Consider the following 25,926-nt stretch of genomic DNA (forward strand, 5'->3'; position numbering starts at 1 on the left):
ACGCGAGCCCGGTGAACGATAACGGCTTAGTTCAGGTGCTCGACGCGGATCCGCACAACCGGACCGACCACGCCAGCCAACGCTTCGAGGGCGGCGATCGCATCGTTGATGTGCTGCTCCAGGACGCGATGAGTCAACAGGATCATCGGCACCAGGCCGTCATGCTCTTCGACTTCCTTCTGCATGATCGATTCGATGTTGATGCCGCGCTCCGACAGGATGCTCGCCACCTGGGCCAATACACCCGGATGATCCTTGGCCTGAATGCGCAGGTAGTAGGCGCTTTCACAGGCTTCGATCGGCAGGATCGGATGCGCCGACAGCGAGTCCGGCTGGAAGGCCAGGTGTGGCACACGGTTCTCCGGGTCGGAGGTCATGGCGCGAACCACGTCCACCAGGTCGGCGATCACCGACGAAGCGGTCGGCTCCATGCCGGCGCCAGCGCCGTAGAACAGCGTCGAACCGGCAGCATCACCGTTGACCATCACCGCGTTCATCACGCCGTTGACGTTGGCGATCAGGCGATCGGCCGGGATCAGTGTCGGGTGTACGCGCAACTCGATACCGGCGGCAGTGCTGCGCGCCACACCCAGGTGCTTGATGCGATAGCCCAGCGCTTCGGCGTAGTTCACGTCGGCGGTGGTCAGCTTGGTGATGCCTTCGGTGTAGGCCTTGTCGAACTGCAGCGGGATGCCAAAGGCGATGGAAGCCAGGATCGTCAGCTTGTGGGCCGCGTCGATGCCTTCGACGTCGAAGGTCGGATCGGCTTCGGCATAACCCAGCGCTTGCGCCTCGGCGAGCACGTCTTCGAAGGTGCGACCCTTCTCGCGCATTTCCGTGAGAATGAAGTTGCCGGTGCCGTTGATGATGCCGGCGACCCAGTTGATGCGGTTGGCCGACAGGCCTTCACGGATCGCCTTGATCACCGGGATACCACCGGCCACCGCTGCTTCGAATGCCACGATCACGCCTTTCTCGCGTGCCTTGGCGAAGATTTCGTTACCGTGAACGGCAATCAGTGCCTTGTTCGCGGTGACCACATGCTTGCCATTCTCGATGGCTTTGAGTACCAGCTCGCGGGCAACGGTGTAGCCGCCCATCAGCTCTATGACGATGTCGATCTCAGGGTTCGTGGCCACTTCGAAGACATCGTTGGTAATCGCAATACCGGTCGTTTGGAACTGAGGCTTTGGCGTGCGCATGGCAATTTGTGCCACTTCGATTCCACGCCCGGCACGACGAGCAATTTCCTCGGCGTTGCGCTGAAGTACGTTGAAGGTACCGCCACCGACGGTTCCTAACCCACAGATGCCTACTTTGACCGGTTTCACTGTGAACTCCCCATAAAACGGCCGACGCATGGTCGGCCGTGAAAACAACCGCATGCTCGCGGTTCTCTATTAATGGCCCGGCGCAACCGCCGCCGGACCATGATCGTCAAAGGCTGACCGTGACGATGCGAATTTACTTCGCGCCCAGCGCCAGTTTGGCGACTTGTGGCGCAGGCTGGTAGCCCGGAATGACCTGACCGTCAGCCAAAACGATGGCCGGCGTACCGTTCACGCCGATCGACTGACCGAGGGCGAACTGCTTGGAAACTGGGTTCTCGCATTTGGCGGCCTTGATTTCCTTGCCGTCGACCATTTTATCCATGGCGGCTTTCTTGTCCTTGGAGCACCAGACCGCCTGCAGCTGTTCGTCACCCGGCGAGCCCAGGCCCTGGCGCGGGAACGCGACGTAACGCACTTCGATGCCGCGCTTGTTCAGCTCAGGCACTTCGGCGTGCAGTTTGTGGCAGTACGGGCAGGTGGTGTCGGTGAACACGGTGATGTGCGACTTGGTTTCGCCGATGGCCGGGTAGACCACGGTTTCAGCGACAGGGATTGCGTTGACCAGTTTGGAAACACCCAGGCGCTCGGTTTTCTCGGTCAGGTTGACCGGTTTGCCGTCCTTGAGCTGGAACATGTAGCCCTGCATGACGTACTGGCCATCAGCGCTGGCGTAGAGCACACGGCTGCCTTGCAACCTGACCTCATACAGGCCTGCCAGGGGGCTGGCGGAGATGCTTTCTACCGGAACCTCAAGGTCGAGGTTCGCCAGGCTTTTACGAATGGCTTTGTCAGCCGCGTCATCGGCGACGGCAAAGGTGCTGACCAACGCAATGGCTGCGGCGGCGAAAATCTGGGTCAGACGCATGAGAACTCCTGAAGGCGGACAAATGGGACGATCAGAACGCCCGTGCCGAAACACCGGGTCACAACCGCCCACCGTGCAAACCGGCAAAGCCTATCACATAAGGCTGGTGGGGCCGAATGCGGGTGATGCAAGACATCTCGCTGACGGTGGCACGACGCTTTTATGTAGCAGCTGGCGAAGCCTGCGTCCGGCTGCGCAGCAGTCGTGAAATCAAACGCTGCGGTTGTTCAGTTAAATCGTGAGCTCAGGGTTTACGACTGCTGCGCAGCCGGACGCAGGCTTCGCCAGCTGCTACACAAGCATGCGGGCGCGGCCAGGGGTTGTGTCAACCGCGCGGGTGGTGTTTGGCGTGCAGGTCCTGCAAGCGGGCGCGGGCGACGTGGGTGTAGATTTGCGTGGTCGACAGGTCACTGTGGCCGAGCAGCATCTGCACCACACGCAGGTCGGCGCCGTGGTTCAGCAGGTGCGTGGCAAACGCATGGCGCAAGGTGTGCGGCGACAGCGACTTGCCGATCCCGGCGACCTTGGCCTGGTGCTTGATGCGATGCCAGAACGTCTGGCGAGTCATCTGCTCGCCGCGCAAACTGGGAAACAGCACGTCACTGGGACGCCCGCCGAGCAACTCACTGCGAGCGTCGCGCATGTAGCGCTCGACCCAGACAATCGCCTCCTCCCCCATCGGCACCAACCGCTCCTTGCTGCCTTTGCCCATCACCCGCAGCACGCCCTGGCGCAAGTTCACCTGCTCCAGGGTCAGGCTGATCAGCTCCGTCACCCGCAGCCCGCAGGCATACAACACCTCGAGCATGGCACGGTCGCGCTGGCCGATGGCTTCACTGAGGTCCGGTGCTTTCAACAGCGCCTCAACGTCTGCCTCCGACAAGGATTTTGGCAGCGGCCTGCCAAGTTGCGGCATGTCGATACGCAAGGTCGGATCGACCGCGATCAACTTTTCCCGGAGCAGATAGCGATAGAAGCCACGCACTCCGGAGAGAAAGCGCGCAGTAGACCGTGGTTTGTAGTTTTGCTCAAGGCGCCAGGCCAGGTGATCGAGGATCAACTCGCGTCCGGCGTTGATCAACTCCAGTCCCTTGTCCTGCAGCCAGCCGTTGAACAGGGCGAGGTCGCTGCGATAGGCACCGCGGGTGTTATCGGACAGGCCTTTTTCCAGCCACAACGCGTCCAGGAACTGGTCTATCAATGGATGATCGATGGCAGGCATAAGCGCTCAGGCAAGACCGTCAGTACAGTCGGGGGAAGATAAATCGCAGGCAACAAAAAAGCAGCCCGCAGGCTGCTTTTTTTGCATCGGAAGCTGGACTTAAGCCAGTTTTTCCTTGATGCGAGCTGCTTTACCGGACAGGTCACGCAGGTAGTACAGCTTGGCTTTACGTACGTCACCGCGACGTTTAACGGCCATGCTGTCGATTTGCGGGCTGTAGGTCTGGAAAGTACGCTCTACGCCAACACCGTTGGAGATTTTACGAACGGTGAAAGCACTGTTTACGCCGCGGTTACGCTTGGCGATAACAACACCTTCGAACGCTTGCAGACGCGAACGGTCGCCTTCCTTCACTTTCACCTGAACGACAATGGTGTCGCCCGGGGCAAAGGTAGGGATCTCTTTGGTCATCTGCTCTGCTTCGAGTGCAAGGATGATTTTGTTAGTCATGCTGTGCTCCTAAGGTAAATCAACGGATTTACCATCGATACGTTGTTAACTATCGTCCCGCTCGCGGATGTATTCCTCGAGCAGCTTCTTCTCTTCTCCAGAAAGCGAGCGGCTTTCCAGAAGATCGGCGCGTCGTTCAAAGGTCCTACCAAGGGACTGCTGTAAACGCCAACGCCGGATATGCGCGTGATTGCCACTTAGCAACACGTCGGGAACACGCTGATCCGCATACACCTCAGGTCGGGTGTAGTGCGGGCAATCCAGCAAACCATCCGTAAAGGAATCTTCCTCGGCGGAGTCCGCATGCCCTAAAGCTCCAGGCAGCAGTCGTGTAACCGCATCGATCAGGACCATCGCCGGCAGCTCGCCGCCAGACAGTACATAGTCGCCAATCGACCACTCTTCATCGACATGAGCATCTATGAAACGCTCGTCAATGCCTTCATAACGGCCGGCAATCAGGATCAATGCATCCAGATTCGCCAACTCGCGTACCGCCGACTGATTCAGTTGACGGCCTTGGGGGGACAGGTAAATCACCTTCGCCGCCTCCCCGGCTGCTGCCTTGGCCTGAACCAGAGCATCTTCCAGGGGCTTGATCTTCATCACCATGCCCGGGCCACCGCCAAATGGGCGATCGTCCACAGTGTGATGTCGATCCGTCGTGTAGTCTCGCGGATTCCAACAGGTAAGCTGCAACAGCCCCTGTTTCACCGCACGACTGGTGATGCCGTACTCGCTGATGGCGGAGAACATCTCGGGAAACAAACTGATCACTTCTACGCGCAAATTAGCCACGCTTAGAAGTCCGCATCCCATTCCACCTTCATCTCGCCTGCTGCGAGGTCGACTGCCAACACACATTGCTCGGTATAGGGCAACAGGCGTTCGCGATCATCCAGGCTGCCAGCGCAAGGCTTGACCACCATTACATCATTGGCGCCGGTTTCCAGAAGATGATCGATTTTCCCGAGCAATTGCCCGAGTTGATCAATAACCTTCAGACCTTCCAGCTGGTACCAGTAGTACTCGCCGTCGGTCAATTCAGGGAACAGGTTGCGCGGCACGCAGATCTCATAACCGGCCAGAAGACGAGCTTCTTCACGATCATCAAGACCCTTGAGCTTCGCGACCAGGAACTTGTCGTTCCCGCGTCCGCTGACCAGCTCGACCTGTTTGACATTGCCTTCGCGCTTGAGCGTCCAGGTTTTGTACTGCAACAGGTTTTCAGTCGGATCAGTAAAGGAATACACCTTCACTTCGCCGCGAACGCCATGGACAGAGTAAATCTTGCCGATAACGATCAAATCATCAGCAATGGCAGGCGTCGCGTTCATATCGCTCAGGCCGCAGCCTTAGATGCATCCTTCAACAACTGAGCAACGCGCTCAGAAGGTTGTGCACCAACGCTCAGCCAGTAGGCTACGCGCTCTTGGTTCACGGACAGACGAACTTCTTGACCACGAGCAACAGGGTTGAAGAAACCAACCTGTTCCTTGTGCGAACCGTCGCGCGGGTTGCGGCTGTCGGTTACGGTCAAGTGGTAAAACGGGCGCTTTTTGGAGCCGCCAAGGGCAAGACGGATTGTTAGCATGTGAACATCGTTCCTGTAGTCGGTGCTGCAAATCTAAAGGCACAGCGGGCATAGGTGCCCGAAAGGCCGCATATTCTAAGGAATATCCGGACTTTTGCAAATGTCTTTTTCCGGCGGCCTATCGGACGCCATGCAGATTTGCTATAGAGCCGTCGTTGAAAACGGCCAGTCAGCTCCCGCCAAGTGCGGGTTTGCTGTTGATCCCACATCGCTGTGGGTCTGCGCCGACATGACTGCCGGCGCGGATTCTTTGTGTCCAGTCTCGCCAAAATTGAGCAGTATTGGCGTGACTGGACACTAAATTTTCGGCATACCGCCGCCGGGCAACATACCGCCCATGCCGCGCATCATTTTGGCCATTCCGCCTTTGGCGGAGAATTTCTTCATCATCTTCTGCATCTGCTTGTGCTGCTTGATCAAGCGACCAATGTCCTGCACCTGAGTGCCGGAACCCATGGCGATCCGGCGCTTGCGCGAACCGCTGATCAGCTCAGGGTCACGGCGCTCGGCCGGGGTCATGGAGTTGATGATGGCTTCCATTTGCTTGAACTGCTTCTCTGCCGCGCCCTGGGCATTGCCCATTTGCGCCAGGTTCACACCACCGATATTCGGCAGCTTGTCCATGAGGCCGCCGAGGCCGCCCATGTTTTTCATCTGTTGCAGCTGATCGCGGAAGTCTTCGAGGTCGAAGCCCTTGCCCTTCTTCAGCTTCTTGGCCAGCTTGTCGGCCTTGTCCTTGTCGAGGGTCTGTTCGGCCTGCTCGATCAGGCTGAGCACGTCGCCCATGCCGAGGATGCGCGAAGCGATACGCTCCGGGTGGAACGGCTCGAGCGCTTCGCTCTTCTCGCCCATACCGATGAACTTGATCGGCTTGCCGGTGATGGCGCGGACCGACAGTGCAGCACCGCCACGGGCGTCGCCGTCGACCTTGGTCAGGATCACACCGGTCAGCGGCAAAGCGTCGCCAAAGGCCTTGGCCGTGTTGGCGGCGTCCTGGCCGGTCATGGCGTCGACCACGAACAGGGTTTCCACCGGGTTGATCGCAGCGTGCAGCGCCTTGATCTCACCCATCATCTCTTCGTCGATGTGCAGACGACCGGCGGTATCGACGATGACCACGTCGATGAATTTGAGTTTTGCTTCTTTAATAGCCGCTTGCGCGATCTCGACCGGTTTCTGGCTCAGGTCGGAAGGGAAGAAGGTCACGCCTACTTCACCGGCAAGCATTTCCAGCTGCTTGATTGCCGCAGGACGGTAGACGTCGGCGGACACAACCATGACCGACTTCTTCTTGCGCTCTTTAAGGAAGCGCGCAAGTTTACCGGCGGTGGTGGTTTTACCCGCACCCTGCAAACCGGCCATCAATACGACGGCTGGCGGTACGGCGCTCAGGTTCAAGTCTTCGTTGGCCGCGCCCATCAGGCTTTCGAGTTCGGCCTGGACGATCTTCACGAACGCCTGGCCCGGGGTCAGGCTGCGCGACACCTCGGTGCCGACGGCACGTTCCTTGACCGAATTGACGAAGTCCTTGACCACCGGCAAGGCCACGTCGGCCTCGAGCAGCGCCATGCGCACTTCACGCAAGGTGTCCTTGATGTTGTCTTCGGTCAGCTTGGCCTTGCCGGTGACATGGCGCAGCGTCTGCGAGAGACGGTCGGTTAAGTTTTCAAACATTGCGCGATCCTTTCAGGCCCTGTGTAGACCGGGATAATGGCGGCCCAGACCGGAATAAACATGTGCTCGGCGAGCCTGCGGCGTGGGCAGGTCGCGGATTATAGCGAAGACTGCGTCTGGCGGACACCTCGCACTTTCGTGCGATGAGGGTTCTATGCCAAACTCAGCGCCTTTCGGGCTTGCCTAACAGGATTTATGCTCCCCTTGTCACCCAGTTTGCTAACTACCCTCGCCGCCGCCTGCCTCTACGCCGCTGCGACCATCTACCAGGGCACTCGCTTGGCCACCGGCGCCAAGGCGAACAAGCGCCTGTTGGTCACGCTCGGCATCCTGGCTGTCCTGGCCCATAGCGCGAGCCTGCTCACCCACCTGTTGACGCCGATCGGCCTGGGCCTGGATTTCTTCAGCGCCGCCAGCCTGATTGCAGCAGCGGTCATTGCCCTGACCCTGCTGGCCTGCTCGCGTATTCCGGTGGAGAACCTGCTGATCCTGCTGTTCCCGCTGGGCGCCGCGACGGTGCTGCTCGCGCAGTTCGCGCCTGCTGGCACGGTGCAGATCATCGACGAAGCGCCGGGTATCCTCGCGCATATCCTGCTGTCGATCCTGGCTTACGGGATGTTCACCATTGCGGTGTTCCAGGCATTGCTGCTGCTGGTTCAGGATCATCAGCTCAAGCACAAGCACCCTTCTGGGCTGATCAAAAACTTCCCGCCGCTGCAAACCATGGAAAGCCTGCTGTTCGGCTTCCTCTGGGCTGGTTGGACCCTGCTGTCGCTGTCGCTGATTTCCGGCTGGCTGTTCGTCGACAATCTGTTTGCCCAGCACCTGGTGCACAAGACCCTGCTGGCGTGCCTCGCCTGGATCGTCTTCAGCGTGCTGCTGTGGGGCCGCAATCGACTCGGCTGGCGCGGGCACAAGGCTATCCGCTGGACCCTCGCCGGCTTCTGTCTGCTGATGCTGGCCTACTTCGGCAGCAAGCTGGTCCGTGAATACATTCTGCACATCTGACGGGCGGCATTAATGGACGACTTGCCCATAGGGCCGATGCTCGCAGTGATTGCCCTGCTGATTTTGTGGTCGGGGCTGTTCACCGCCATTGAGGTCGCACAACAACACCTGCTGGCCCAGCGCACAGCCTCGCGCGCGAGCGACAAGCCGGTGGCGAAGCTGAATTTCCCGCTCAATAGCCTGATCCTTTGCAACACGCTGTGTCGTGCCCTGGTGATGGTCATCAGCACCCTGCTGGCGATTTTCACCTGGGCGGAAAATGGCCCATGGGCGGCCTGCATCGGCGCGGGCGCAATTCTGCTGGTGTTCGCCGACTATCTGCCGCGTGCGCTCGCCGTGCGTTATCCCGACGCTGTTCTCAGCCTGGGCAACACCTTGCTCGGTGCACCGCTGAAAATCGTCTATCCCGCCGCCTGGTTACTCAACGGCTTGAGCCAGCTGCTGATGCGCCCGTTCGCGCGCAAGGTCAAGGTGGTGCGCCAGAGCGCAGACGAATCCACCACGGATCGCCACGAAGACCACGAACCTGCGTCCTGCCGCCCGCACGTGCTGGCCGGTATCCACGCGCTGGACAACATCACGGTCAATGACATCCTGGTGCCGCGCAGTGACGTCGACGGAATCAACCTCGACGACGATCTCCCGGAGATCATCGAACAGTTGCGCAACAACCGCCGCACTCGCCTGCCGGTGTTTCACAGCGATATCAATCAGGTCGAGGCGGTGCTCAATACCCGGCAGATCCGCCATCTGCTGGCGGACGCCAGCCTGACGATCGAGGCATTGCTCGCGGCCTGCCACGAACCGTACTTCGTGCCGGAGAGCACGCCGCTGCAGCTGCAGCTGCTGAACTTCCACAAGCAACAGAGACGCCTGGGCATGGTGGTGGACGAATACGGCGAAGTGCTCGGAATCGTCACCCTGGAAGACATCCTCGAAGAAATCGTCGGCGAGTTCGAAAGCCAGCACAGCCTGGCCAACCCGCACGTTCATCCACAGCCTGATGGCCGGCTGATGATCGAGGGTGCCGCGTCGATTCGCGAGCTGAACAAGAGCCTGGGCTGGCACCTGCCAAGCGACGGCCCGAAAACCCTCAACGGCCTGGTGACCGAAGCCCTGGAGACCATTCCAGAGAGCTCCGTATGCCTGAAGATCGGGCGTTATCGACTGGAGATTCTCGAGACTGAGGATAACCGCGTGACCCAGGTGCTGGTCTGGCACACCAGTTCGGTGCCGGCCCTCGTGCCCGTCCGTTAGATAACCAAAAGATCGCAGCCTGCGGTAGTTCCTACAGTGGAATGCATTCCGGACGTAGGAGCTGCCGAAGGCTGCGATCTTTTTGCCTCTTGTTGAATCGTTAGCCACCTTCCTATAATCGAGCCGCTTACCCAAGCGCCGCCCCACCCCAGTGCTATCCGCACTCCGCGTTAAACCCACATCCCTGGGTGTTCGACCATAATAATTCGCTCCACTGGGGCACATGACTGTCAGGGATAACCGCATGACAACCAGCACGACTTACAGCGAAACCACGCCTGCACAACCCACCAACTCCGCCACCCGCGTGGCCACGGCGAGCTTTATCGGCACCGCCATCGAGTTCTACGACTTCTACGTCTACGCCACTGCCGCTGCACTGGTGATCGGCCCGGTATTTTTCCCCCAGACCTCCGGCACCGCGCAAATGCTGTCGGCCTTCCTGACCTTTGGCATTGCGTTCCTGGCCCGTCCTCTCGGCTCGGCGCTGTTCGGCCATTTTGGCGACCGCATCGGGCGTAAATCGACCCTGGTCGCTTCGCTATTGCTGATGGGCGTGTGCACCACGCTGATCGGCGTATTGCCGGGCTACGACAGCATCGGAGCCTGGGCACCCATCCTCCTTTGCGTGTTGCGCTTCGGCCAGGGCCTGGGCCTTGGCGGCGAATGGGGCGGTGCGGCGCTGTTGGCGACGGAGAATGCGCCCAAGGGCAAACGCGCCTGGTTCGGCATGTTTCCCCAGCTTGGGCCTTCGATCGGCTTCCTTGCGGCCAACGGCCTGTTCCTGACCCTGGCGATGACCCTGAGCGACGAGCAGTTCCGCTCGTGGGGCTGGCGGATTCCGTTCCTGCTGAGTGCGGCGCTGGTGATGGTGGGTCTGTATGTACGCCTCAAACTCCACGAAACACCGGTGTTCGCCAATGCCATGGCGCGCCAGGAACGGGTGAAGATGCCCCTGGTCGAGTTGTTCAGCCAGTATTGGGCCCCTACGTTGCTGGGGGCTGGCTCCATGGTGGTGTGCTATGCGCTGTTCTACATATCCACAGTGTTCTCGCTGAGCTATGGCGTCTCAACCCTGGGCTACACCCGCGAGACTTTCCTGGCCCTGCTGTGCTTCGCCGTGCTGTTCATGGCGGCTGCCACTCCGCTGTCGGCCTGGGCCAGTGACCGCTACGGACGCAAACCGGTGCTGATCATCGGTGGCGTGCTGGCGATTCTGTCCGGGTTTCTGATGGAGCCGCTGCTGACCCAGGGTTCGACCTGGGGCGTGGCGCTGTTCCTGTGCATCGAACTGTTTCTGATGGGCGTGACGTTTGCGCCGATGGGAGCGCTGTTGCCTGAGCTGTTCCCGACCCATGTGCGCTACACCGGCGCGTCGGCGGCCTACAACCTCGGTGGCATCGTCGGGGCCTCGGCTGCACCGTTCTTCGCGCAGAAGCTGGTGGCGATGGGCGGGCTGAGTTATGTGGGGGGATATGTGTCGGGGGCGGCGGTGTTGAGCCTGATTGCGGTGCTGTGCTTGAAGGAAACGCGGCATAACGATTTGAACAAGGTGGCCTGACAGACCGCCATCGCGAGCAGGCTCACTCCTACACCGGACTTGGATGCGCACAAAATGTATGCCCAACCAGCATTCCCGTAGGAGTGAGCCTGCTCGCGATAGCCGCGCCTCGGTTTACAACTCTACTACGACGGCCTGAGAAGCCCGGGTAGCCTTGGCCCGAGCCGCTTCGATCGACTCATCCCGCGCCAACGCCACACCCATGCGGCGCTGACCGTTAACCTCAGGCTTGCCGAACAAGCGTAGCGCGGTATCCGGTTCGCTCAACGCCGCACCAAGATTGGCGAACGCCGTCTGGGTCGACTGCCCTTCCACCAGAATCACCGCCGAAGCCGAAGGCCCGAACTGACGGATCAACGGGATCGGCAAGCCCAGGATGGCCCGGGCGTGCAGCGCGAACTGCGACAGGTCTTGGGAGATCAGCGTGACCAGGCCGGTATCATGTGGCCGTGGCGACACTTCGCTGAACCACACCTGATCGCCCTTGATGAACAACTCGACGCCAAACAGGCCACGGCCACCCAGGGCCTCAGTCACGGCTTTGGCGACTCGCTCGGACTCTGCCAGCGCGACCGGGCTCATGGCCTGTGGCTGCCAGGACTCCTGGTAATCGCCCTTCTCCTGACGATGCCCAACCGGCGCGCAGAACGTGGTGCCGCCGACGTGGCGCACGGTCAGCAAGGTGATTTCGTAATCGAAATCGATGAAGCCCTCGATGATCACCCGACCTTTGCCGGCTCGGCCGCCTTCTTGCGCGTAGTCCCACGCAGTCTTCACGTCATCGACACTGCGCAGCAGGCTCTGGCCCTTGCCCGACGAACTCATCACCGGCTTGACCACACAAGGGAAGCCGAGGTCTTCGACCGCCTTGCTGTAATCCTCGAAGGTGTCGGCGAAGTGGTAAGGCGAAGTCGGCAGGTCCAGCTCTTCAGCGGCCAGGCGACGAATGCCTTCACGGTTCATGGTCAGCTGCGCGGCGCGCGCGGTCGGAATCACGGTGAAACCTTCGGCCTCCAGCTCGACCAGGGTCGCGGTGGCGATGGCTTCGATTTCCGGCACGATGAAGTGCGGTTTTTCTGCTTCGATGACCGCACGCAGGGCGGCGCCATCGAGCATGTTGATCACGTGGCTGCGGTGCGCGACCTGCATGGCCGGTGCGTTGGCATAACGATCCACGGCGATCACTTCAACGCCCAAGCGCTGCAGCTCGATCACCACTTCCTTGCCCAACTCGCCACAGCCACACAGCAATACGCGGGTCGCGGTTGGCGACAATGGAGTTCCGATACGGGTCATCTCAGGTCCTCAAAGAAGCGGATCATCGAGGGAAGCAACGCCGGGCGCGCATCCCATGGGGAGAAAGCGCGGCATTTTACATGAACCGGCGGGTTTGGCTTCAGCTGGCGACGGCCTGTTTGCGCAGGCGCCAGGCCATGATCAGCCAGACGGCGGTCACGCCCGCGAACTTGGAGGCCATGGCGGTGAGGATCACGGCCGGGGTGAACGCGTCGATCATGCCGAAGAAGATGAAGGTATCGAGCGGAATACTCAGCGCCGAACTTATCCACAGACGGTCGTGCAGTGGGCGCTTGGTGATGCTGAATACCAGCCAGTCAATGCACTCGGAAACCGCGAAAGCCGTGGCGCTGGCCAAGGCGATGGAAGGGTCCGAGGTGACATAGGACAACACCAGCGCCGCCAGCATGGCGATGATTGCCCCATGCCCGAAGCGGGTTTGAACCATGTCGCGCAGCACGAACACCAAACCACCCCAGGCCGACCAGATGATGTCCAGGTGCGGGGCGGAGGAAAAGGCATAGTTGATCAGCACGACGCTGCTGATGTAGGCGATCAGGAAGAGCATGGGGCGTGGAGATACCTGTCAAATTTGCTGCGCAGGGTACTTCAGACATACACCAGCGCCAAATCCAAAACAGAGGTGTTCTGCCGATCATCTACAGGCCTGGGGTTTTGCCGATCATCCAGATCAGCCCACTGGACTTGGCCCGCTCATGGCACAACCCCAACACCTTGCGTCGTTCGTCGTTGTCCATCCGGCTCCAGCGCGTGATCTCGTCGACCGTGCGCTGGCAACCGGTGCAGATGTCATCGTCATCCAGCGCGCAGACGTTTACGCAAGGCGAGCGCACCGGGCGTTCGGCGGTGGTCATTGTTCCTGCTCAACCAAATCGCGGGCATAGCGCTGGGAGTTGTGCACATAGTGCGCGGCGCTGGCCTCGAGCATTTTCTTCTGCTGCTCGGTCAACTCACGCACCACTTTCCCCGGCGAGCCCATCACCAGTGAGCCATCGGGAATTTCCTTGCCCTCGCCGATCAGCGAATTCGCACCAATAATGCAGTTCTTGCCAATTTTTGCGCCGTTGAGAATTACCGCATTGATCCCGATCAGGCTGTAATCACCCACGGTGCAGCCGTGCAGCATCGCATTGTGGCCGATGGTCACGCCGGTGCCGATGGTCAACGGGTAGCCCATGTCGGTGTGCATCACCGTACCGTCCTGGACGTTGCTGTTTTTGCCGATCAGGATCAATTCATTGTCGCCGCGCAGCACAGCGTTGAACCAGACGTTGGCACCCTCTTCCAGTTTGACCTTGCCTACCAGCACGGCGTTGGGGGCAACCCAGCTCTGCGGGTGGGTCTCGACTCGGGCGTCGCCCAGGCGGTATTTCATCTTGTTGTCCTCAGGGCCAGGCCGGCTCGGGTATTGCCATACGAACGATGGCTTCAGGTGTTGATAAAACTTTTGGGCGGCTGGTGCAGGCTGATTTTCGCGTCATACAGCAAGTTGATCAACTCAACGATCATGATCGCCGTCAGGCCCCAGATCTTGAACTCGCCGTACCGATAGCTCGGCACATACCAGCTGCGCCCCTGATAATCGATGCGATGGGTATGCTCGCGGGGATCTTCGCGGAAAAACTGCAGCGGTACACTGAACACCGCCGCGATCTCGGCATCGTTGGCCCGATACTCGACGAAATCAGGGATCACTCCGACATACGGCGTAACCTTGATGCCATGCAGCGAAATCAGCGGGCTGAGAGGCCCGATCACCTCGACCAACCCGGGCGGCAGGCCAATTTCTTCTTCGGCTTCGCGCAGGGCGGTGAAAATCAGGTCAGGGTCTTCCGGGTCACGACGGCCGCCGGGGAAGGCCACTTCTCCGCCATGGGTCGAGAGCCCGCTGGCGCGCAGGGTCAGAACCAGTTCCGGTTCGTCACTGCGGGTGATGGGCACCAGTACGGCGGCCTCGGGAAAACGTTTGTCGGTTTCCAGGGTTCGCGGTGTGTGGTTGCTTACCCGATGCAGTAGCTCGTCCAGCATGAGTGATCTCGATCTGTAACTTACCCTGCATCATGCACCAATCACACCGGCCGCCCAACCCCCGAATAGCCGTCTGTCGCGAAACGACAACTTGCCGACCGGCACTGCCGCACGCCAAGATAGGCGCAGCATTCAGGAACCCAAGCATGAAATTTTGCAGCCAGTGCGGCAACCCGGTGACCCAACGCATTCCCGAAGGCGATTCGCGCCTGCGGTTTGTCTGTGACAGCTGTCACACCATCCATTACCAGAACCCCAATATCGTCGCCGGCTGCGTGGCCACCTGGGGCTCGAAGGTATTGCTGTGCCGGCGGGCCATCGAGCCACGGCTCGGCTACTGGACCCTGCCCGCCGGGTTCATGGAGAACGGTGAGACCATCGAACAGGCCGCCATCCGCGAAACCGCCGAGGAAGCCTGTGCCCGGGTTCGCGACCTGAACATCTATACCCTGATCGACGTGCCGCACATCAGCCAGGTACACGTGTTCTATCGCGCCGAACTGGTAGACCTGGATTTTGCAGCTGGCATAGAAAGCCTGGAAGTGCAGCTTTTCGAGGAAGCCGACATCCCTTGGTCCGACCTGGCTTTCCGCACAGTGGGACGTACTCTAGAATGCTTCTTCGCTGACCGGCGGTCCGAGGTCTACCCAGTGAGGTCGGAATCGATTCCGCCGCTGACTCAGGCGGTCATTGTTTGATTTGTAGTGCGAAATATTGCCAAAGCGAAAAGATCGCAGCCTGCGGCAGCTCCTACAATAAGATAGTTGCGACACCTCTTAGGGATATCGTTTTAATGCGCTGGTTGCTTGCCCTGTTTTGCCTGTCGTTCATTACCCTGTCCCAGGCCTCCACCGTGGTGACCCTGGACGGCAAACGTATCGAAAAGGTGTTGGTGCTCAAGTCTGCTCATCAATTGCAATTGATTGCCGATGGCCAGCCCGTGCGAACCTATCGAATTTCCCTGGGCAAGCAGCCCAAGGGCGCCAAGCTGATGGAAGGCGACAAGCGCACGCCGGAAGGTTTCTATTGGGTGGACTGGCGCAAAGTCAGCGACCGCTTCAACCTGGCCATGCACATCTCCTACCCGAATGCCGCCGACTCCGCGCGCTCGCAGCGTGAAGGTGTGCCGCCCGGGGGCATGATCATGATCCACGGCACTCCCGATACCTACGACTACCCGGAAAACCTGTTCCACACCCTGGACTGGACCGACGGCTGCGTCGCCATGCGCAACATGGACATGCGCGAAGTGTGGGGCCTGGTCCCGGATGGCACGATGATCGAGATTCGTCCGTAACCCGGCTCAGGCCCCCAACCCTTTTAGTCCCCGAGACCACCCGATCGATTGCGCAGTGTTTAGACCCTGAGCAATCATTGGGATAATCAGGCTGAATCCAAGCAATAAAATCTCGTGAATTCTCCTCCCAAGAGTATTCCTCTCAATTTTTTTCGACCGCTTGCCAACCTTCACCCTCGCGGTTAGGGTTGAAGGCATGAAAACCTCTCACACCCTCATTCAGCTTCGCCAGCACCGCAGTCTGTGCCTCGTCAGTGCACGACTGCCGGGCTGAATCGCGGTGCCTCGTCCTACGCTTGACCCCCAGAACTTTTGATCTACCGGCAGGCCGCCTTTTTTCGGCCCCTACAACAAGGATTTCCCGATGAGCATGCTCAAAGACCCGTCTTCGAAGTACCGCGCGTTTCCGACCATCGATATCCCGGACCGCACCTGGCCATCGAAGACCATCACCGCCGCGCCGATCTGGTGCAGCTCGGACCTGCGCGACGGCAACCAGTCGCTGATCGAGCCAATGGACGCGGTTAAAAAGCTGCGCTTCTGGAAAACCCTGGTGCAGGTCGGCGTGAAAGAAATCGAAGCCTCGTTCCCGGCCGCTTCGCAAACCGACTTCGACTTCGTGCGTACCCTGATCGAAGGCAACCACATCCCGGATGACACCACTATCCAGGTGTTGACCCAGGGCCGTGAAGACCTGATCGAGCGCACCTTCGAATCCTTGCGCGGGGCGAAGAAAGCCATCGTTCACTTGTATAACGCGACCTCGCCGTCGTTCCGTCGCATTGTCTTCAACCAAGACAAGGACGGCATCAAGGAAATCGCTGTCAGCGCCGCCAAGTTGTTCGTCAAGTATGCCGCCCAGCAGCCGGACACCGAGTGGACCTTCGAATACTCTCCGGAAACCTTCAGCGCCACCGAACTGGAGTTTGCCAAGGAAGTGTGTGATGCGGTGATCGAGGTCTGGAACCCGACGCCCGAGCACAAGATGATCCTCAACTTGCCGGCCACCGTCGAGTGCGCCACCCCGAACATCTACGCCGACCAGATCGAATGGTTCGGCCGTCACATCAACCGTCGTGACAGCGTGATCATCAGCCTGCACACCCACAACGACCGTGGCACTGGCGTTGCCGCTACAGAATTGGGCCTGATGGCCGGCGCTGATCGCGTCGAAGGCTGCCTGTTCGGCAATGGCGAGCGTACCGGTAACGTCGACCTCGTGACCGTGGCACTGAACCTCTACACCCAGGGCATACACCCTGAGCTGGACTTTTCGGACATCGATGGCGTGCGCAAGGTTGTCGAGGAGTGCAACCAGATCCAGGTGCACCCACGCCACCCATATGTCGGCGACCTGGTCCACACCGCGTTCTCCGGCTCGCACCAGGACGCCATCCGCAAGGGCTTCGCCCAGCAGAAACAGGGCGCCTTGTGGGAAGTGCCGTACTTGCCGATCGACCCGGCCGACATCGGCCGCAGCTACGAGGCGGTGATCCGCGTCAACAGCCAGTCGGGCAAAGGCGGTATCGCCTACTTGCTCGAACAGGAATACGACATCAGCCTGCCGCGTCGCATGCAGATCGAGTTCAGCCAGGTAGTCCAGGCCGAAACCGACCGCGTGGGCCTGGAGATGACCGCGCCGCAGATCTACGCCTTGCTGCAGCGTGAATACCTGCAAGCCAACACCCCGTACGCGCTGGTCAGCCATCGCCTGCAGGAAGAAAACGGCAACAGCTCGGTGGAAGTCGAAGTGTCGAGCAAAGGCCAGGGTGAAACCAATCTGCGCTGGCAGGGCAAAGGCAACGGCGCCCTCGAAGCCCTGGTGGCCGGCCTGCCAATTCCGGTGGAGATCATGGACTACAACGAACACGCGATCGGCGCGGGCACCAATGCCAAGGCGGCGGCCTACATCGAACTGCGAGTCAATGGTGAGCGTGCGGTGCACGGCGTCGGTATCGACGAGAACATCACCACCGCCAGCTTCAAGGCCCTGTTCAGCGCGCTGAACCGGTCGTTGAGCCAGCCGGAAGCAAAAGCGGCGTAAAAGCCTCAACCGCAATGCAAAAGGCCCCTTGGTGCGAACCTTGGGGCCTTTTTGTTTGTGCTGTTTCATGATCAATAGATCGCAGCCTTCGCCAGCTCCTACCTCGGAATGCGGTCTCCTGTAGGAGCTGCCGCAGGCTGCGATCTTTTCCGGTATCAGGTGAACTCGAAGGTATCAGCATCCAGATTCGCCGGAAACCTGGTGCGATACGCCGCCAGCTCGGCTGCATTCAGCACCACCTGAAATACCCCGTCGGCCTCCCCCGCGCTCAGCAAGGTCTCACCCTGGAAATCCAGCACCTGGCTGTCGCCGGTATACGCGAACCCTTTGCCATCGGTACCGACACGATTCACTGCCGCGACATAACACAGGTTCTCGATGGCCCGCGCCGGCAGCAAGCGGTTCCAGTGCTGACGCCGCGCTCCGGGCCAGTTAGCGGTGTACAGCAACAGGTCAGTGTCCTGGGCATCACGACTCCAGACCGGGAATCGCAGGTCGTAGCAAATCAGCGGACGCACCCGCCAGCCTTTCAGCTCGAACTGCACCTGGCGCTCGCCCGGGGTGTAATGGTTGTGCTCACCCGCCATGCGAAACAGATGGCGCTTGTCGTAGTGCAGCACCTCGCCGTCCGGGCGCGCCCATAAAAGGCGATTGCGATGGCTGCCATCACTGGCTTGCACAATGACGCTGCCGGTAATCACCGCGTCGAACTTCGCCGCCTGCAGCCGCAGCCATTTGCTGGTGGGGCCGTTCTCCGGCTCGGCCAAGGTCTCGGATTCCATGGAGAAACCGGTGGTGAACATTTCCGGCAGGATGATCAGATCCGCGCCGCGTGCCTGCTCCAGCAGTTGCTCGAAGTGCTCCAGGTTGGCCTGGCGGTCATGCCAGGCGAGCGTGGTCTGGATCAGCGCGATGTTCAGGTTCGGCAAGGCACTCAGATCACGCATAGTTTTTCCGCTGCTTCACGCAGGGTCTCCTCGCGTTTGGCGAAGCACAGGCGTATCAGGCGCTGCCCTTCGGGCGGAGTCTGGTAGAACACCGAGATCGGAATGCTGGCCACCCCGTGTTCGCGGGTCATCCACAACGCCATGTCGACGTCGTTGAGGTCCGGGCGAATCTGCGAATAGTCGACCAGCTGGAAATAGGTGCCTGCCACTCGCTGGAAACTGAAACGCGACGGCGCCAGCAAGTCGCAGAACAGGTCGCGCTTGGCCTGATAGAACGCCGGCAGCTCCTCGACATGTTCCGGGTGCTCGGCCATGAAGTCGGCCAGGGCGAATTGCAACGGAGTCACCCCGCAGAAACTGACGTACTGGTGAACCTTGCGCATTTCTGCGGTGAGGGCCGGTGGCGCGACCACGTAGCCGGTTTTCCAGCCGGTGACGTGGTAGGTCTTGCCGAAGGAGCTGATCACGAATGCGCGCTGGTACAGCTCTTCGTGGGCGAGCACGCTGACGTGGGGCACTGCGTCAAACACCAGGTGCTCGTAGACCTCGTCGCTGATGAGGTAGATGTCGCGGTCCCGAATCAGCTGCGCCAGTTGGTCCAGCTCGGCGCGACTGATCAGTGCACCACTGGGGTTATGCGGGGTGTTGAGAACGATCATTCGCGTGCGCGGCGTGATGGCTTCAGCGAGTTTCTGGAAGTCGATGGCGAAGTCATCCAGACCCAGCTGCACATGAACGCAACGACCGCCGGCCAATTCCACCGAAGGTTCGTAGCTGTCGTAGCACGGGTCGAACACGATAACTTCGTCGCCGTTATTGATGACTGCCTGTATCGCGCAGAAGATCGCCTGGGTCGCGCCAGGTGTGATCGTCACTTCGCTGTCGGCATCAACGTTGATGCCGTAGCTGCGAGCGATCTTGGACGCTACCTGCTGGCGCAGCGCCGGCAGGCCGGTCATTGGCGAATACTGGTTATGGCCTTGGGCGATGTGGCGGCCGACCGCATCGCACAGTGCCTGCGGGGCGTCGAAATCGGGGAAGCCCTGGGACAGATTCAACGCGCCGGTTTGCGCCGCGAGCTGCGACATCTGAGTGAAGATAGTGATGCCGACATTCGGCAGCTTACTGGTGATCATCGGTGATTCCCTGCTCTGCACCCGGCTCTAACGGCGGCGCGGGAGAGCCCGAGGATAGCCCATACGGCGCCCATAAAAAAAGGGCGCCGGATGGCACCCTTTTTTTGAGATTTCCGTGTGGGAGCGGGCTTGCTCGCGAATGCGATTCTCCAGCCGGCGAATGTGCTGGCGGACAGATCGCATTCGCGAGCAAGCCCGCTCCCACAGGAGTCAGGCCAGACCTGAATCAGCGCTTGTCGCGGCGCTTCTTGTCGGCTTTCTTGTGGTGCGACATCATCCGGCGTTTCTTGTTGACCTGGCGGTCGGTCAGCGAGTTCTTGTTGCCTTCGTACGGGTTCTCACCGCCTTTGAACTCGATGCGAATCGGCGTACCGACCAGCTTCAGCACGCGGCGGTAAGTGTTCTCCAGGTAACGAACATACGACTTCGGCACCTTCTCGATCTGGTTACCGTGGATCACGATGATCGGCGGGTTAGCACCACCCAAGTGGGCATAACGCAGCTTGATCCGACGGTTGTTGACCATCGGTGGTGCGTGCTCGCCAACCGCATCTTCCAGAATCTGGGTCAGACGGTTGGTCGGCCAGCGGGTGACCGCAGACTTGAACGAGTTCTGTACCGACGCGTAGAGGTTGCCTACGCCAGTGCCGTGCAGCGCCGAAATGAAGTGGATATCGGCGTAGTCGACGAAGAACAGTCGACGTTGCAGCTCGACCTTGACGAAGTCGCGCTCGCTCGGCGTCATGCCGTCCCATTTGTTGATCGCGATAACCAGCGCGCGACCCGACTCAATGGCGAAGCCCAGCAGGTTGAGGTCGTGGTCGACCACACCTTCACGGGCATCCATCACGAAGATCACGACGTTGGCGTCTTTGATCGCCTGCAGGGTTTTCACCACGGAGAATTTTTCAACTTCTTCGTGGATCTTGCCGCGCTTGCGCACACCCGCTGTGTCGATCAGCGTGTACTTCTCTTCATTACGCTCGAACGGGATGTAGATACTGTCGCGGGTGGTGCCCGGCTGGTCATAGACGATAACCCGGTCTTCACCGAGCATGCGGTTGACCAGGGTCGACTTGCCAACGTTCGGACGGCCGATGATGGCGATCTTGATCCCGTCTTTTTCGCTTGGGCCAGGAATGCGCTTGGCTTCCTCACCTTCGGCAACGATCTCTTCTTCGCCTTCTTCCAGCTCTTCTTCGTCTTTAGGGAAGTCGCTGAGGGCGATTTCCAGCATCTGAGTGATGCCACGACCGTGGGCGCCAGCGATCGGAATCGCGTGGCCCATGCCCAATGGAGCGAATTCGGCGCGGGCCATTTCCGGGTCGATGTTGTCGACCTTGTTGGCCACCACGTAGGAACGCTTGTTACGTTTGCGCAAATGCTCGGCGATCATCTGGTCGGCGGCGGTGAAACCAGCCTTGGCATCTACCAGGAACAGCACCACATCGGCTTCTTCAATGGCCAGCAGCGACTGCTCGGCCATTTTTTCGTCCATACCGTGCTCGTCACCGGAGATACCACCGGTGTCGACCAGAATGTAGGAACGCCCTTGCCATTTGGCCTCACCGTATTGGCGATCACGGGTCAGACCGGACAAGTCGCCGACGATGGCGTCACGAGTCCTGGTCAGGCGGTTGAACAAGGTGGACTTGCCGACGTTGGGTCGGCCCACCAGGGCGATTACGGGAACCATGCGGCTCTCCACTTCGTTATTTCAGAAAATACAAAAGCCGCTGCTAGGCAGCGGCTGGTGCTCGGGGCAATCATCTCGAAATTTTGTAGGAGCGAGCTTGCTCGCGAAAAACGCCAGGACAACGCGTTTATTCAGGATGCCAACGTAATCGTTGACGTCCATCGCGAGCGAGCTCGCTCCTACAGTCCTACCAAGATGAAGCCGCTTGGGGGTTAAACCCCAAGCATAGTTCTTACTTGATGGTCAGGGCTTCCAGTTTGCCGCTGTTGCCATACACATAAATCGTGTCACCCACCACCAGCGGTCGGGCACGCAGGCCGTCGCTGTCGATGCGTTCGCGACCGACGAAGCGACCGTCCACCTGGCTCAGCAGGTGCAGGTAGCCTTCCAGGTCACCGACAGCCACGTAGCTGGAGAACACTTCCGGAGCCGACAGTTGGCGGCGAGCCAGCGAATCGTTGGTCCACAAGGCTGTGGTGGTACGTTCGTCAACGCCTTCAACGGTGCCCGAGGACAGGCTGACGTAGACGCTGCCAAAACCCTGGGCGACACCGGCATAGCTGGAAGCATCACGCTGCCAGAGCTGACGACCGCTTTCCAGGTCCAGTGCCGCAACACGACCCTGGTAGCTGGCCACGTACAGCGTACCGCCGGACAGCAGCAAGCCGCCGTCGATGTCGACCACACGCTCCAGTTCCGAACGACCCTGTGGAATGGCAACGCGTTGTTCCCACACCGGTACGCCGTTGGAAATGTCCAGGGCGACCACTTTACCGGTCGACAGGCCAGCCACCGCGAGGCGGTTGGTCACGATCGGCGCACTGGTACCGCGCAGGGTCAGGACCGCCGGAGTGCTGTCATACAACCAGCGCTGGTTACCGGTAGCGGCATCCAGGCCGATCAGACGATCATCCTGAGTCTGGACCACCACCACATCACCATTGCTGGCAGGCGGAGCGAGGACTTCACTGGACACGCGAGCGCGCCATTTCTCTTCACCGCTGCTGGCATCCAGGGCAACGATCTCGCCCTTGAGCGTACCGATCATGACCAGCCCGTAACCCACGCCAACGGCGCCGGAAACTGGCAACTCAAGATCTTTTTCCCATTTGACGTCGCCGTTGCTGCGATCCATCGACATCACCACGCCAGTGACGTCGGCGGCATAGATGGTATCGCCATCGATCGCCGGCACCAGCATGTTATAGGTTTCGCCCTGACCGTCACCGATCGAACGACTCCACTGCTTCTGCAAAACCACTTCTTCTTTGAAGTCGGTCAACTCGGCCGGTGGCAATTCCTTTTTGCTGTTGCTGCTGCAACCCGCGGCCATAATGGCCAGGGCCAGCAATGCTGCATGTTTCCAACGGATCACGTCACGCATCCCCTTTGGCCAGGTCATCCAGCTTGATTTGTAGGCCACCTACTGCCGCTTCATCCGACAGTGCCGCCTTGGCTTTTTGATACGCCGTGTTTGCTTCATCTGCGCGACCCAGTTTCACCAGCAGGTCGCCCTTGAGCTCTTCTCGGGTGGCCAGGAATGCGGTGTCGGCGTCGCCTTCGAGCAATTTCAGGGCTTCTTCAGCCTTGTCCTGCGCCGCCAGAACCTGCGCCAGGCGCTGACGGGCGATTTCGCCCAGTGCCGGGTTGGCCGGTTTGGCAACGATCGCCTTCAGTTCGGTTGCCGCGTCATCGAGCTTGCCGCTGTCGACCGCAACCTTGGCCACGAACAGGCTGCCGTACTGCGCGTAAGCACTGCCGCCGAACTCGCTGTTGAGCTTGCCGGCCAGGTCCGAGACACGGGCCGCATCAGGCTTGCCGTCAGGGGTCAGCGTGGTTTCGAGCAGCTGCTGATAGAGAATCGAGGCACCTTGTGCCTGATTGCTCTGATACTTCTGAAAGGCCTGCCAACCGAACACGATGACCAGCGCCAACAGGCCGCCAGTAACCAGGGGCTTGCCGTTGCGTGTCCACCAATCCTTCAAATCCGCCAGGTTTTCGTCTTCGGTACTCGACACCCCAATACTCCTTAATCGCTAAATCGGCTGTTTATGACAGCTTCAACCCTGCACGACGCAGGTGGCCAGGTGTGCAGCAAGCGCATCCCAGGCAATGCTTTGTTGTTCGCCCTGGCCACGCAGGGGTTTGAAACCTACCACTTGCTGGGCCATTTCGTCGTCACCGAGGATCAGCGCGTACAACGCACCGCTCTTGTCGGCCTTCTTGAACTGGCTCTTGAAGCTGCCGGCGCCGGCATTGACTTGCAGGCGCAGGTTGGGTAATTGATCACGCACTCGTTCGGCCAGGGTCAGGCCGGCCAACTCGGCCGCTTCGCCGAAGGCACAGAGGTAGACGTCGACCTGACGGGAGATCTCTTCCGGGATCTGCTCCAGGGTTTCCAACAGCAGCACCAGGCGCTCGATACCCATAGCGAAACCCACGCCCGCAGTCGGCTTGCCGCCCATCTGCTCGACCAGGCCATCGTAACGACCACCGGCACACACGGTGCCTTGGGCGCCCAGCTTGTCGGTGACCCATTCGAAAACGGTCTTGCTGTAGTAATCCAACCCGCGCACCAGCTTGGGGTTGATCACATAAGGAATACCGGCAGCATCCAGGCGAGCCTTGAGGCCCTCGAAGTGCACACGAGACTCTTCGTCGAGGTAGTCGGCCATTTTCGGCGCATCGACCAGCACGGCTTGAGTGTCGGCGTTCTTGGTGTCCAGCACGCGCAACGGATTGGTCTTCAGACGCCGTTGGCTGTCTTCGTCCAGCTGATCCAGGCGCGCCGAAAGGTACTCGACCAGCGCCTCGCGGTAACGCCCACGGGACTCGGCGGTGCCCAGGCTGTTGAGCTCAAGTTTGACCGCATCACGAATGCCCAGCTCGCCCCACAGGCGCCAGGTCAGCACGATCAGCTCGGCGTCGATGTCCGGACCGTCGAGGTTGAACACCTCCACGCCGATCTGGTGGAACTGGCGATAACGGCCTTTCTGCGGACGCTCGTGGCGGAACATCGGGCCGATGTACCAGAGCTTCTGCACCTGGCCACCACCGGTGATGCCGTGCTCCAGCACCGCACGTACGCAGGCCGCCGTGCCTTCAGGGCGCAGGGTCAGCGAGTCGCCGTTGCGGTCGTCGAAGGTGTACATCTCTTTTTCGACGATGTCGGTCACTTCACCGATAGAGCGCTTGAACAGCTCGGTGAATTCAACAATCGGCATGCGGATCTGCTTGTAACCGTAGTTATCCAGCAGGCGCGAGACGGTGCCTTCGAAATGACGCCACAGGGGCGTCTGTTCGGGCAGGATGTCGTTCATGCCACGTATGGCTTGCAGAGACTTGCTCACTATAAATCCTTAAATTCGTTCGGCTCTTCAGTCGGCCTCAGCCGCGCGCGATGACCGCTGCGTCAGCTTCGACCTTCTCGGCCGCTTTCTGGCGGATCAAGCGTTCAAGCTCATCCACCAGATTGTCATTCGTCAGTTTCTGCGACGGCTTGCCGTCGATGTAAATCAGGTTCGGTGTACCGCCGGTCAAGCCGATATGGGCTTCCTTGGCTTCGCCGGGGCCGTTGACCACACAACCGATCACCGCGACATCCAGCGGCACCAGCAGATCTTCAAGGCGCACTTCCAGTTCGTTCATGGTTTTCACCACATCGAAGTTCTGCCGCGAGCAGCTCGGGCAGGCGATGAAGTTGATACCACGGGAACGCAGGTGCAGGGATTTGAGAATGTCGTAGCCGACTTTCACTTCCTCGACCGGATCAGCCGCCAACGAGATGCGAATAGTATCGCCAATCCCTTCGGCGAGCAGCATACCGAGGCCCACGGCGGATTTCACCGTGCCCGAACGCAGACCACCGGCTTCGGTGATCCCCAGGTGCAACGGCTGGACGATTTCTTTCGCCAGCAAACGATAGGCTTCGACGGCCATGAACACGTCGGAAGCCTTCACGCTGACCTTGAAGTCATGGAAATTCAGGCGTTCAAGGTGCTCGACGTGACGCAGCGCAGACTCGACCAGCGCAGCCGGGGTCGGTTCGCCGTATTTTTTCTGCAGGTCTTTTTCCAGGGAACCGGCGTTGACCCCGATGCGAATCGGAATTCCGCGATCGCGCGCAGCATCGACGACCGCGCGCACCCGGTCTTCACGACCGATGTTGCCCGGGTTGATGCGCAGGCAATCCACACCCAGTTCGGCAACGCGCAAGGCGATTTTGTAGTCGAAGTGGATGTCGGCAACCAGCGGCACCTTGACCAGTTGCTTGATCTTGCCGAACGCCTCGGCAGCGTCCATGTCCGGTACGGAAATGCGCACGATGTCGACGCCCGCCGCTTCCAGACGATTGATCTGGGCTACGGTGGCCGCGACGTCGTTGGTATCGCTGTTGGTCATGCTCTGCACAGCGATAGGGGCATCGCCGCCCACGGGCACATTACCGACCCAGATCTTGCGCGATTCGCGACGTTTGATTGGAGATTCGCCGTGCATGA

At 60.0% G+C, this 25,926-nt stretch carries 26 protein-coding genes; 6 read left to right on the forward strand and 20 right to left on the reverse strand.

All coding sequences use genetic code 11. From position 1 onward, the window contains the following. Positions 1 to 26: 26 nt before the first annotated feature. From ORL50_RS04135 to ffh, 8 genes are all read right to left on the reverse strand, one after another. Positions 27 to 1,331, reverse strand: a complete 1,305-nt coding sequence (locus ORL50_RS04135) for a homoserine dehydrogenase (protein WP_018926703.1) — start codon at positions 1,329 to 1,331, stop codon at positions 27 to 29. A 133-nt stretch (positions 1,332 to 1,464) separates the two neighbouring features. Then, the gene (gene dsbC / locus ORL50_RS04140; protein ID WP_266010095.1) at positions 1,465 to 2,196 is read right to left on the reverse strand and encodes a bifunctional protein-disulfide isomerase/oxidoreductase DsbC; all 732 of its coding nucleotides are present in this window, start codon (positions 2,194 to 2,196) and stop codon (positions 1,465 to 1,467) included. 325 nt (positions 2,197 to 2,521) lie between these two features. Then, the gene (gene xerD, locus ORL50_RS04145) at positions 2,522 to 3,418 is read right to left on the reverse strand and encodes a site-specific tyrosine recombinase XerD (protein WP_266010097.1); all 897 of its coding nucleotides are present in this window, start codon (positions 3,416 to 3,418) and stop codon (positions 2,522 to 2,524) included. 99 nt (positions 3,419 to 3,517) lie between these two features. After that, positions 3,518 to 3,868: a 50S ribosomal protein L19 gene (gene rplS / locus ORL50_RS04150; protein WP_003175895.1), complete on the reverse strand. Its 351-nt coding sequence runs from the start codon at positions 3,866 to 3,868 to the stop codon at positions 3,518 to 3,520. Between the two features lie 45 nt (positions 3,869 to 3,913). After that, entirely contained in the window at positions 3,914 to 4,687 is a 774-nt protein-coding gene (gene trmD, locus ORL50_RS04155; RefSeq protein WP_178076548.1) for a tRNA (guanosine(37)-N1)-methyltransferase TrmD, read from the reverse strand. Continuing rightward, positions 4,669 to 5,205 (reverse strand): ribosome maturation factor RimM, encoded by a 537-nt coding sequence (gene rimM, locus ORL50_RS04160; RefSeq protein WP_010463008.1) that lies wholly within the window; start codon positions 5,203 to 5,205, stop codon positions 4,669 to 4,671. Before rimM ends, trmD begins: the two co-directional genes overlap by 19 nt. Positions 5,206 to 5,210: 5 nt before the next feature. Then, complete coding sequence (gene rpsP / locus ORL50_RS04165) at positions 5,211 to 5,462, reverse strand: 30S ribosomal protein S16 (RefSeq protein ID WP_010463010.1); 252 nt, start codon at positions 5,460 to 5,462, stop codon at positions 5,211 to 5,213. A 297-nt stretch (positions 5,463 to 5,759) separates the two neighbouring features. After that, positions 5,760 to 7,136: a signal recognition particle protein gene (gene ffh, locus ORL50_RS04170; RefSeq protein WP_266010291.1), complete on the reverse strand. Its 1,377-nt coding sequence runs from the start codon at positions 7,134 to 7,136 to the stop codon at positions 5,760 to 5,762. Between the two features lie 195 nt (positions 7,137 to 7,331). Between ffh and ORL50_RS04175 the strand changes: the two genes are divergently transcribed. From ORL50_RS04175 to ORL50_RS04185, 3 genes are all read left to right on the forward strand, one after another. Continuing rightward, positions 7,332 to 8,144: a cytochrome C assembly family protein gene (locus ORL50_RS04175; RefSeq protein ID WP_266010293.1), complete on the forward strand. Its 813-nt coding sequence runs from the start codon at positions 7,332 to 7,334 to the stop codon at positions 8,142 to 8,144. Positions 8,145 to 8,156: 12 nt separating this feature from the next. Next, complete coding sequence (locus ORL50_RS04180) at positions 8,157 to 9,401, forward strand: transporter associated domain-containing protein (RefSeq protein ID WP_266010295.1); 1,245 nt, start codon at positions 8,157 to 8,159, stop codon at positions 9,399 to 9,401. A 244-nt stretch (positions 9,402 to 9,645) separates the two neighbouring features. Beyond that, positions 9,646 to 10,962, forward strand: a complete 1,317-nt coding sequence (locus ORL50_RS04185) for an MFS transporter (protein ID WP_266010297.1) — start codon at positions 9,646 to 9,648, stop codon at positions 10,960 to 10,962. A 114-nt stretch (positions 10,963 to 11,076) separates the two neighbouring features. On the opposite strand, the gene purT is transcribed toward ORL50_RS04185, so the two are convergent. The 5 genes from purT to ORL50_RS04210 form a co-directional block, all read right to left on the reverse strand. Further along, positions 11,077 to 12,258, reverse strand: a complete 1,182-nt coding sequence (gene purT / locus ORL50_RS04190) for a formate-dependent phosphoribosylglycinamide formyltransferase (RefSeq protein WP_266010299.1) — start codon at positions 12,256 to 12,258, stop codon at positions 11,077 to 11,079. A gap of 100 nt (positions 12,259 to 12,358) precedes the next feature. After that, positions 12,359 to 12,826, reverse strand: coding sequence for a 7-cyano-7-deazaguanine/7-aminomethyl-7-deazaguanine transporter (locus ORL50_RS04195; protein ID WP_266010301.1), 468 nt, complete (start codon positions 12,824 to 12,826; stop codon positions 12,359 to 12,361). Between the two features lie 91 nt (positions 12,827 to 12,917). After that, positions 12,918 to 13,133, reverse strand: coding sequence for a DUF1289 domain-containing protein (locus ORL50_RS04200; RefSeq protein WP_266010303.1), 216 nt, complete (start codon positions 13,131 to 13,133; stop codon positions 12,918 to 12,920). Then, positions 13,130 to 13,654, reverse strand: coding sequence for a gamma carbonic anhydrase family protein (locus ORL50_RS04205; RefSeq protein WP_216744785.1), 525 nt, complete (start codon positions 13,652 to 13,654; stop codon positions 13,130 to 13,132). The genes ORL50_RS04200 and ORL50_RS04205 overlap by 4 nt, the downstream gene beginning before the upstream one ends. Before the next feature lie 53 nt (positions 13,655 to 13,707). Then, the gene (locus ORL50_RS04210; protein WP_266010307.1) at positions 13,708 to 14,307 is read right to left on the reverse strand and encodes a CoA pyrophosphatase; all 600 of its coding nucleotides are present in this window, start codon (positions 14,305 to 14,307) and stop codon (positions 13,708 to 13,710) included. Between the two features lie 146 nt (positions 14,308 to 14,453). Between ORL50_RS04210 and ORL50_RS04215 the strand changes: the two genes are divergently transcribed. The 3 genes from ORL50_RS04215 to leuA all read left to right on the forward strand — a co-directional run bounded on the left by ORL50_RS04215 (position 14,454) and on the right by leuA (position 17,648). Then, complete coding sequence (locus ORL50_RS04215; protein ID WP_266010309.1) at positions 14,454 to 15,005, forward strand: NUDIX hydrolase; 552 nt, start codon at positions 14,454 to 14,456, stop codon at positions 15,003 to 15,005. A 95-nt stretch (positions 15,006 to 15,100) separates the two neighbouring features. Beyond that, positions 15,101 to 15,604, forward strand: coding sequence for a L,D-transpeptidase family protein (locus tag ORL50_RS04220; RefSeq protein ID WP_266010311.1), 504 nt, complete (start codon positions 15,101 to 15,103; stop codon positions 15,602 to 15,604). A 364-nt stretch (positions 15,605 to 15,968) separates the two neighbouring features. Continuing rightward, on the forward strand, positions 15,969 to 17,648 hold the full coding sequence (gene leuA, locus ORL50_RS04225; RefSeq protein WP_266010313.1) for a 2-isopropylmalate synthase: 1,680 nt from the start codon (positions 15,969 to 15,971) through the stop codon (positions 17,646 to 17,648). A gap of 155 nt (positions 17,649 to 17,803) precedes the next feature. Here the strand turns inward: leuA and ORL50_RS04230 are convergent, their stop codons facing one another. The 7 genes from ORL50_RS04230 to ispG all read right to left on the reverse strand — a co-directional run bounded on the left by ORL50_RS04230 (position 17,804) and on the right by ispG (position 25,924). After that, complete coding sequence (locus ORL50_RS04230; RefSeq protein ID WP_266010315.1) at positions 17,804 to 18,595, reverse strand: amidohydrolase; 792 nt, start codon at positions 18,593 to 18,595, stop codon at positions 17,804 to 17,806. Beyond that, positions 18,583 to 19,731: a pyridoxal phosphate-dependent aminotransferase gene (locus ORL50_RS04235; protein ID WP_266010317.1), complete on the reverse strand. Its 1,149-nt coding sequence runs from the start codon at positions 19,729 to 19,731 to the stop codon at positions 18,583 to 18,585. The genes ORL50_RS04230 and ORL50_RS04235 overlap by 13 nt, the downstream gene beginning before the upstream one ends. Before the next feature lie 226 nt (positions 19,732 to 19,957). Further along, positions 19,958 to 21,427 (reverse strand): ribosome biogenesis GTPase Der, encoded by a 1,470-nt coding sequence (gene der / locus ORL50_RS04240; RefSeq protein WP_266010318.1) that lies wholly within the window; start codon positions 21,425 to 21,427, stop codon positions 19,958 to 19,960. 232 nt (positions 21,428 to 21,659) lie between these two features. Further along, on the reverse strand, positions 21,660 to 22,811 hold the full coding sequence (gene bamB, locus ORL50_RS04245) for an outer membrane protein assembly factor BamB (protein ID WP_266010320.1): 1,152 nt from the start codon (positions 22,809 to 22,811) through the stop codon (positions 21,660 to 21,662). Beyond that, positions 22,804 to 23,445 carry a tetratricopeptide repeat protein gene (locus tag ORL50_RS04250; RefSeq protein ID WP_266010322.1) on the reverse strand — a complete coding sequence of 214 codons (642 nt, stop codon included), beginning with the start codon at positions 23,443 to 23,445 and terminating at the stop codon, positions 22,804 to 22,806. The genes bamB and ORL50_RS04250 overlap by 8 nt, the downstream gene beginning before the upstream one ends. A gap of 42 nt (positions 23,446 to 23,487) precedes the next feature. Beyond that, entirely contained in the window at positions 23,488 to 24,777 is a 1,290-nt protein-coding gene (hisS, locus tag ORL50_RS04255; RefSeq protein ID WP_266010324.1) for a histidine--tRNA ligase, read from the reverse strand. 37 nt (positions 24,778 to 24,814) lie between these two features. Continuing rightward, positions 24,815 to 25,924 carry a flavodoxin-dependent (E)-4-hydroxy-3-methylbut-2-enyl-diphosphate synthase gene (gene ispG, locus ORL50_RS04260; protein WP_266010326.1) on the reverse strand — a complete coding sequence of 370 codons (1,110 nt, stop codon included), beginning with the start codon at positions 25,922 to 25,924 and terminating at the stop codon, positions 24,815 to 24,817. Positions 25,925 to 25,926 lie beyond the last annotated feature (2 nt).

Source organism: Pseudomonas sp. RIT-562 (genome assembly GCF_026241895.1).
GTDB classification, from domain to species: domain Bacteria; phylum Pseudomonadota; class Gammaproteobacteria; order Pseudomonadales; family Pseudomonadaceae; genus Aquipseudomonas; species Aquipseudomonas mandelii_F.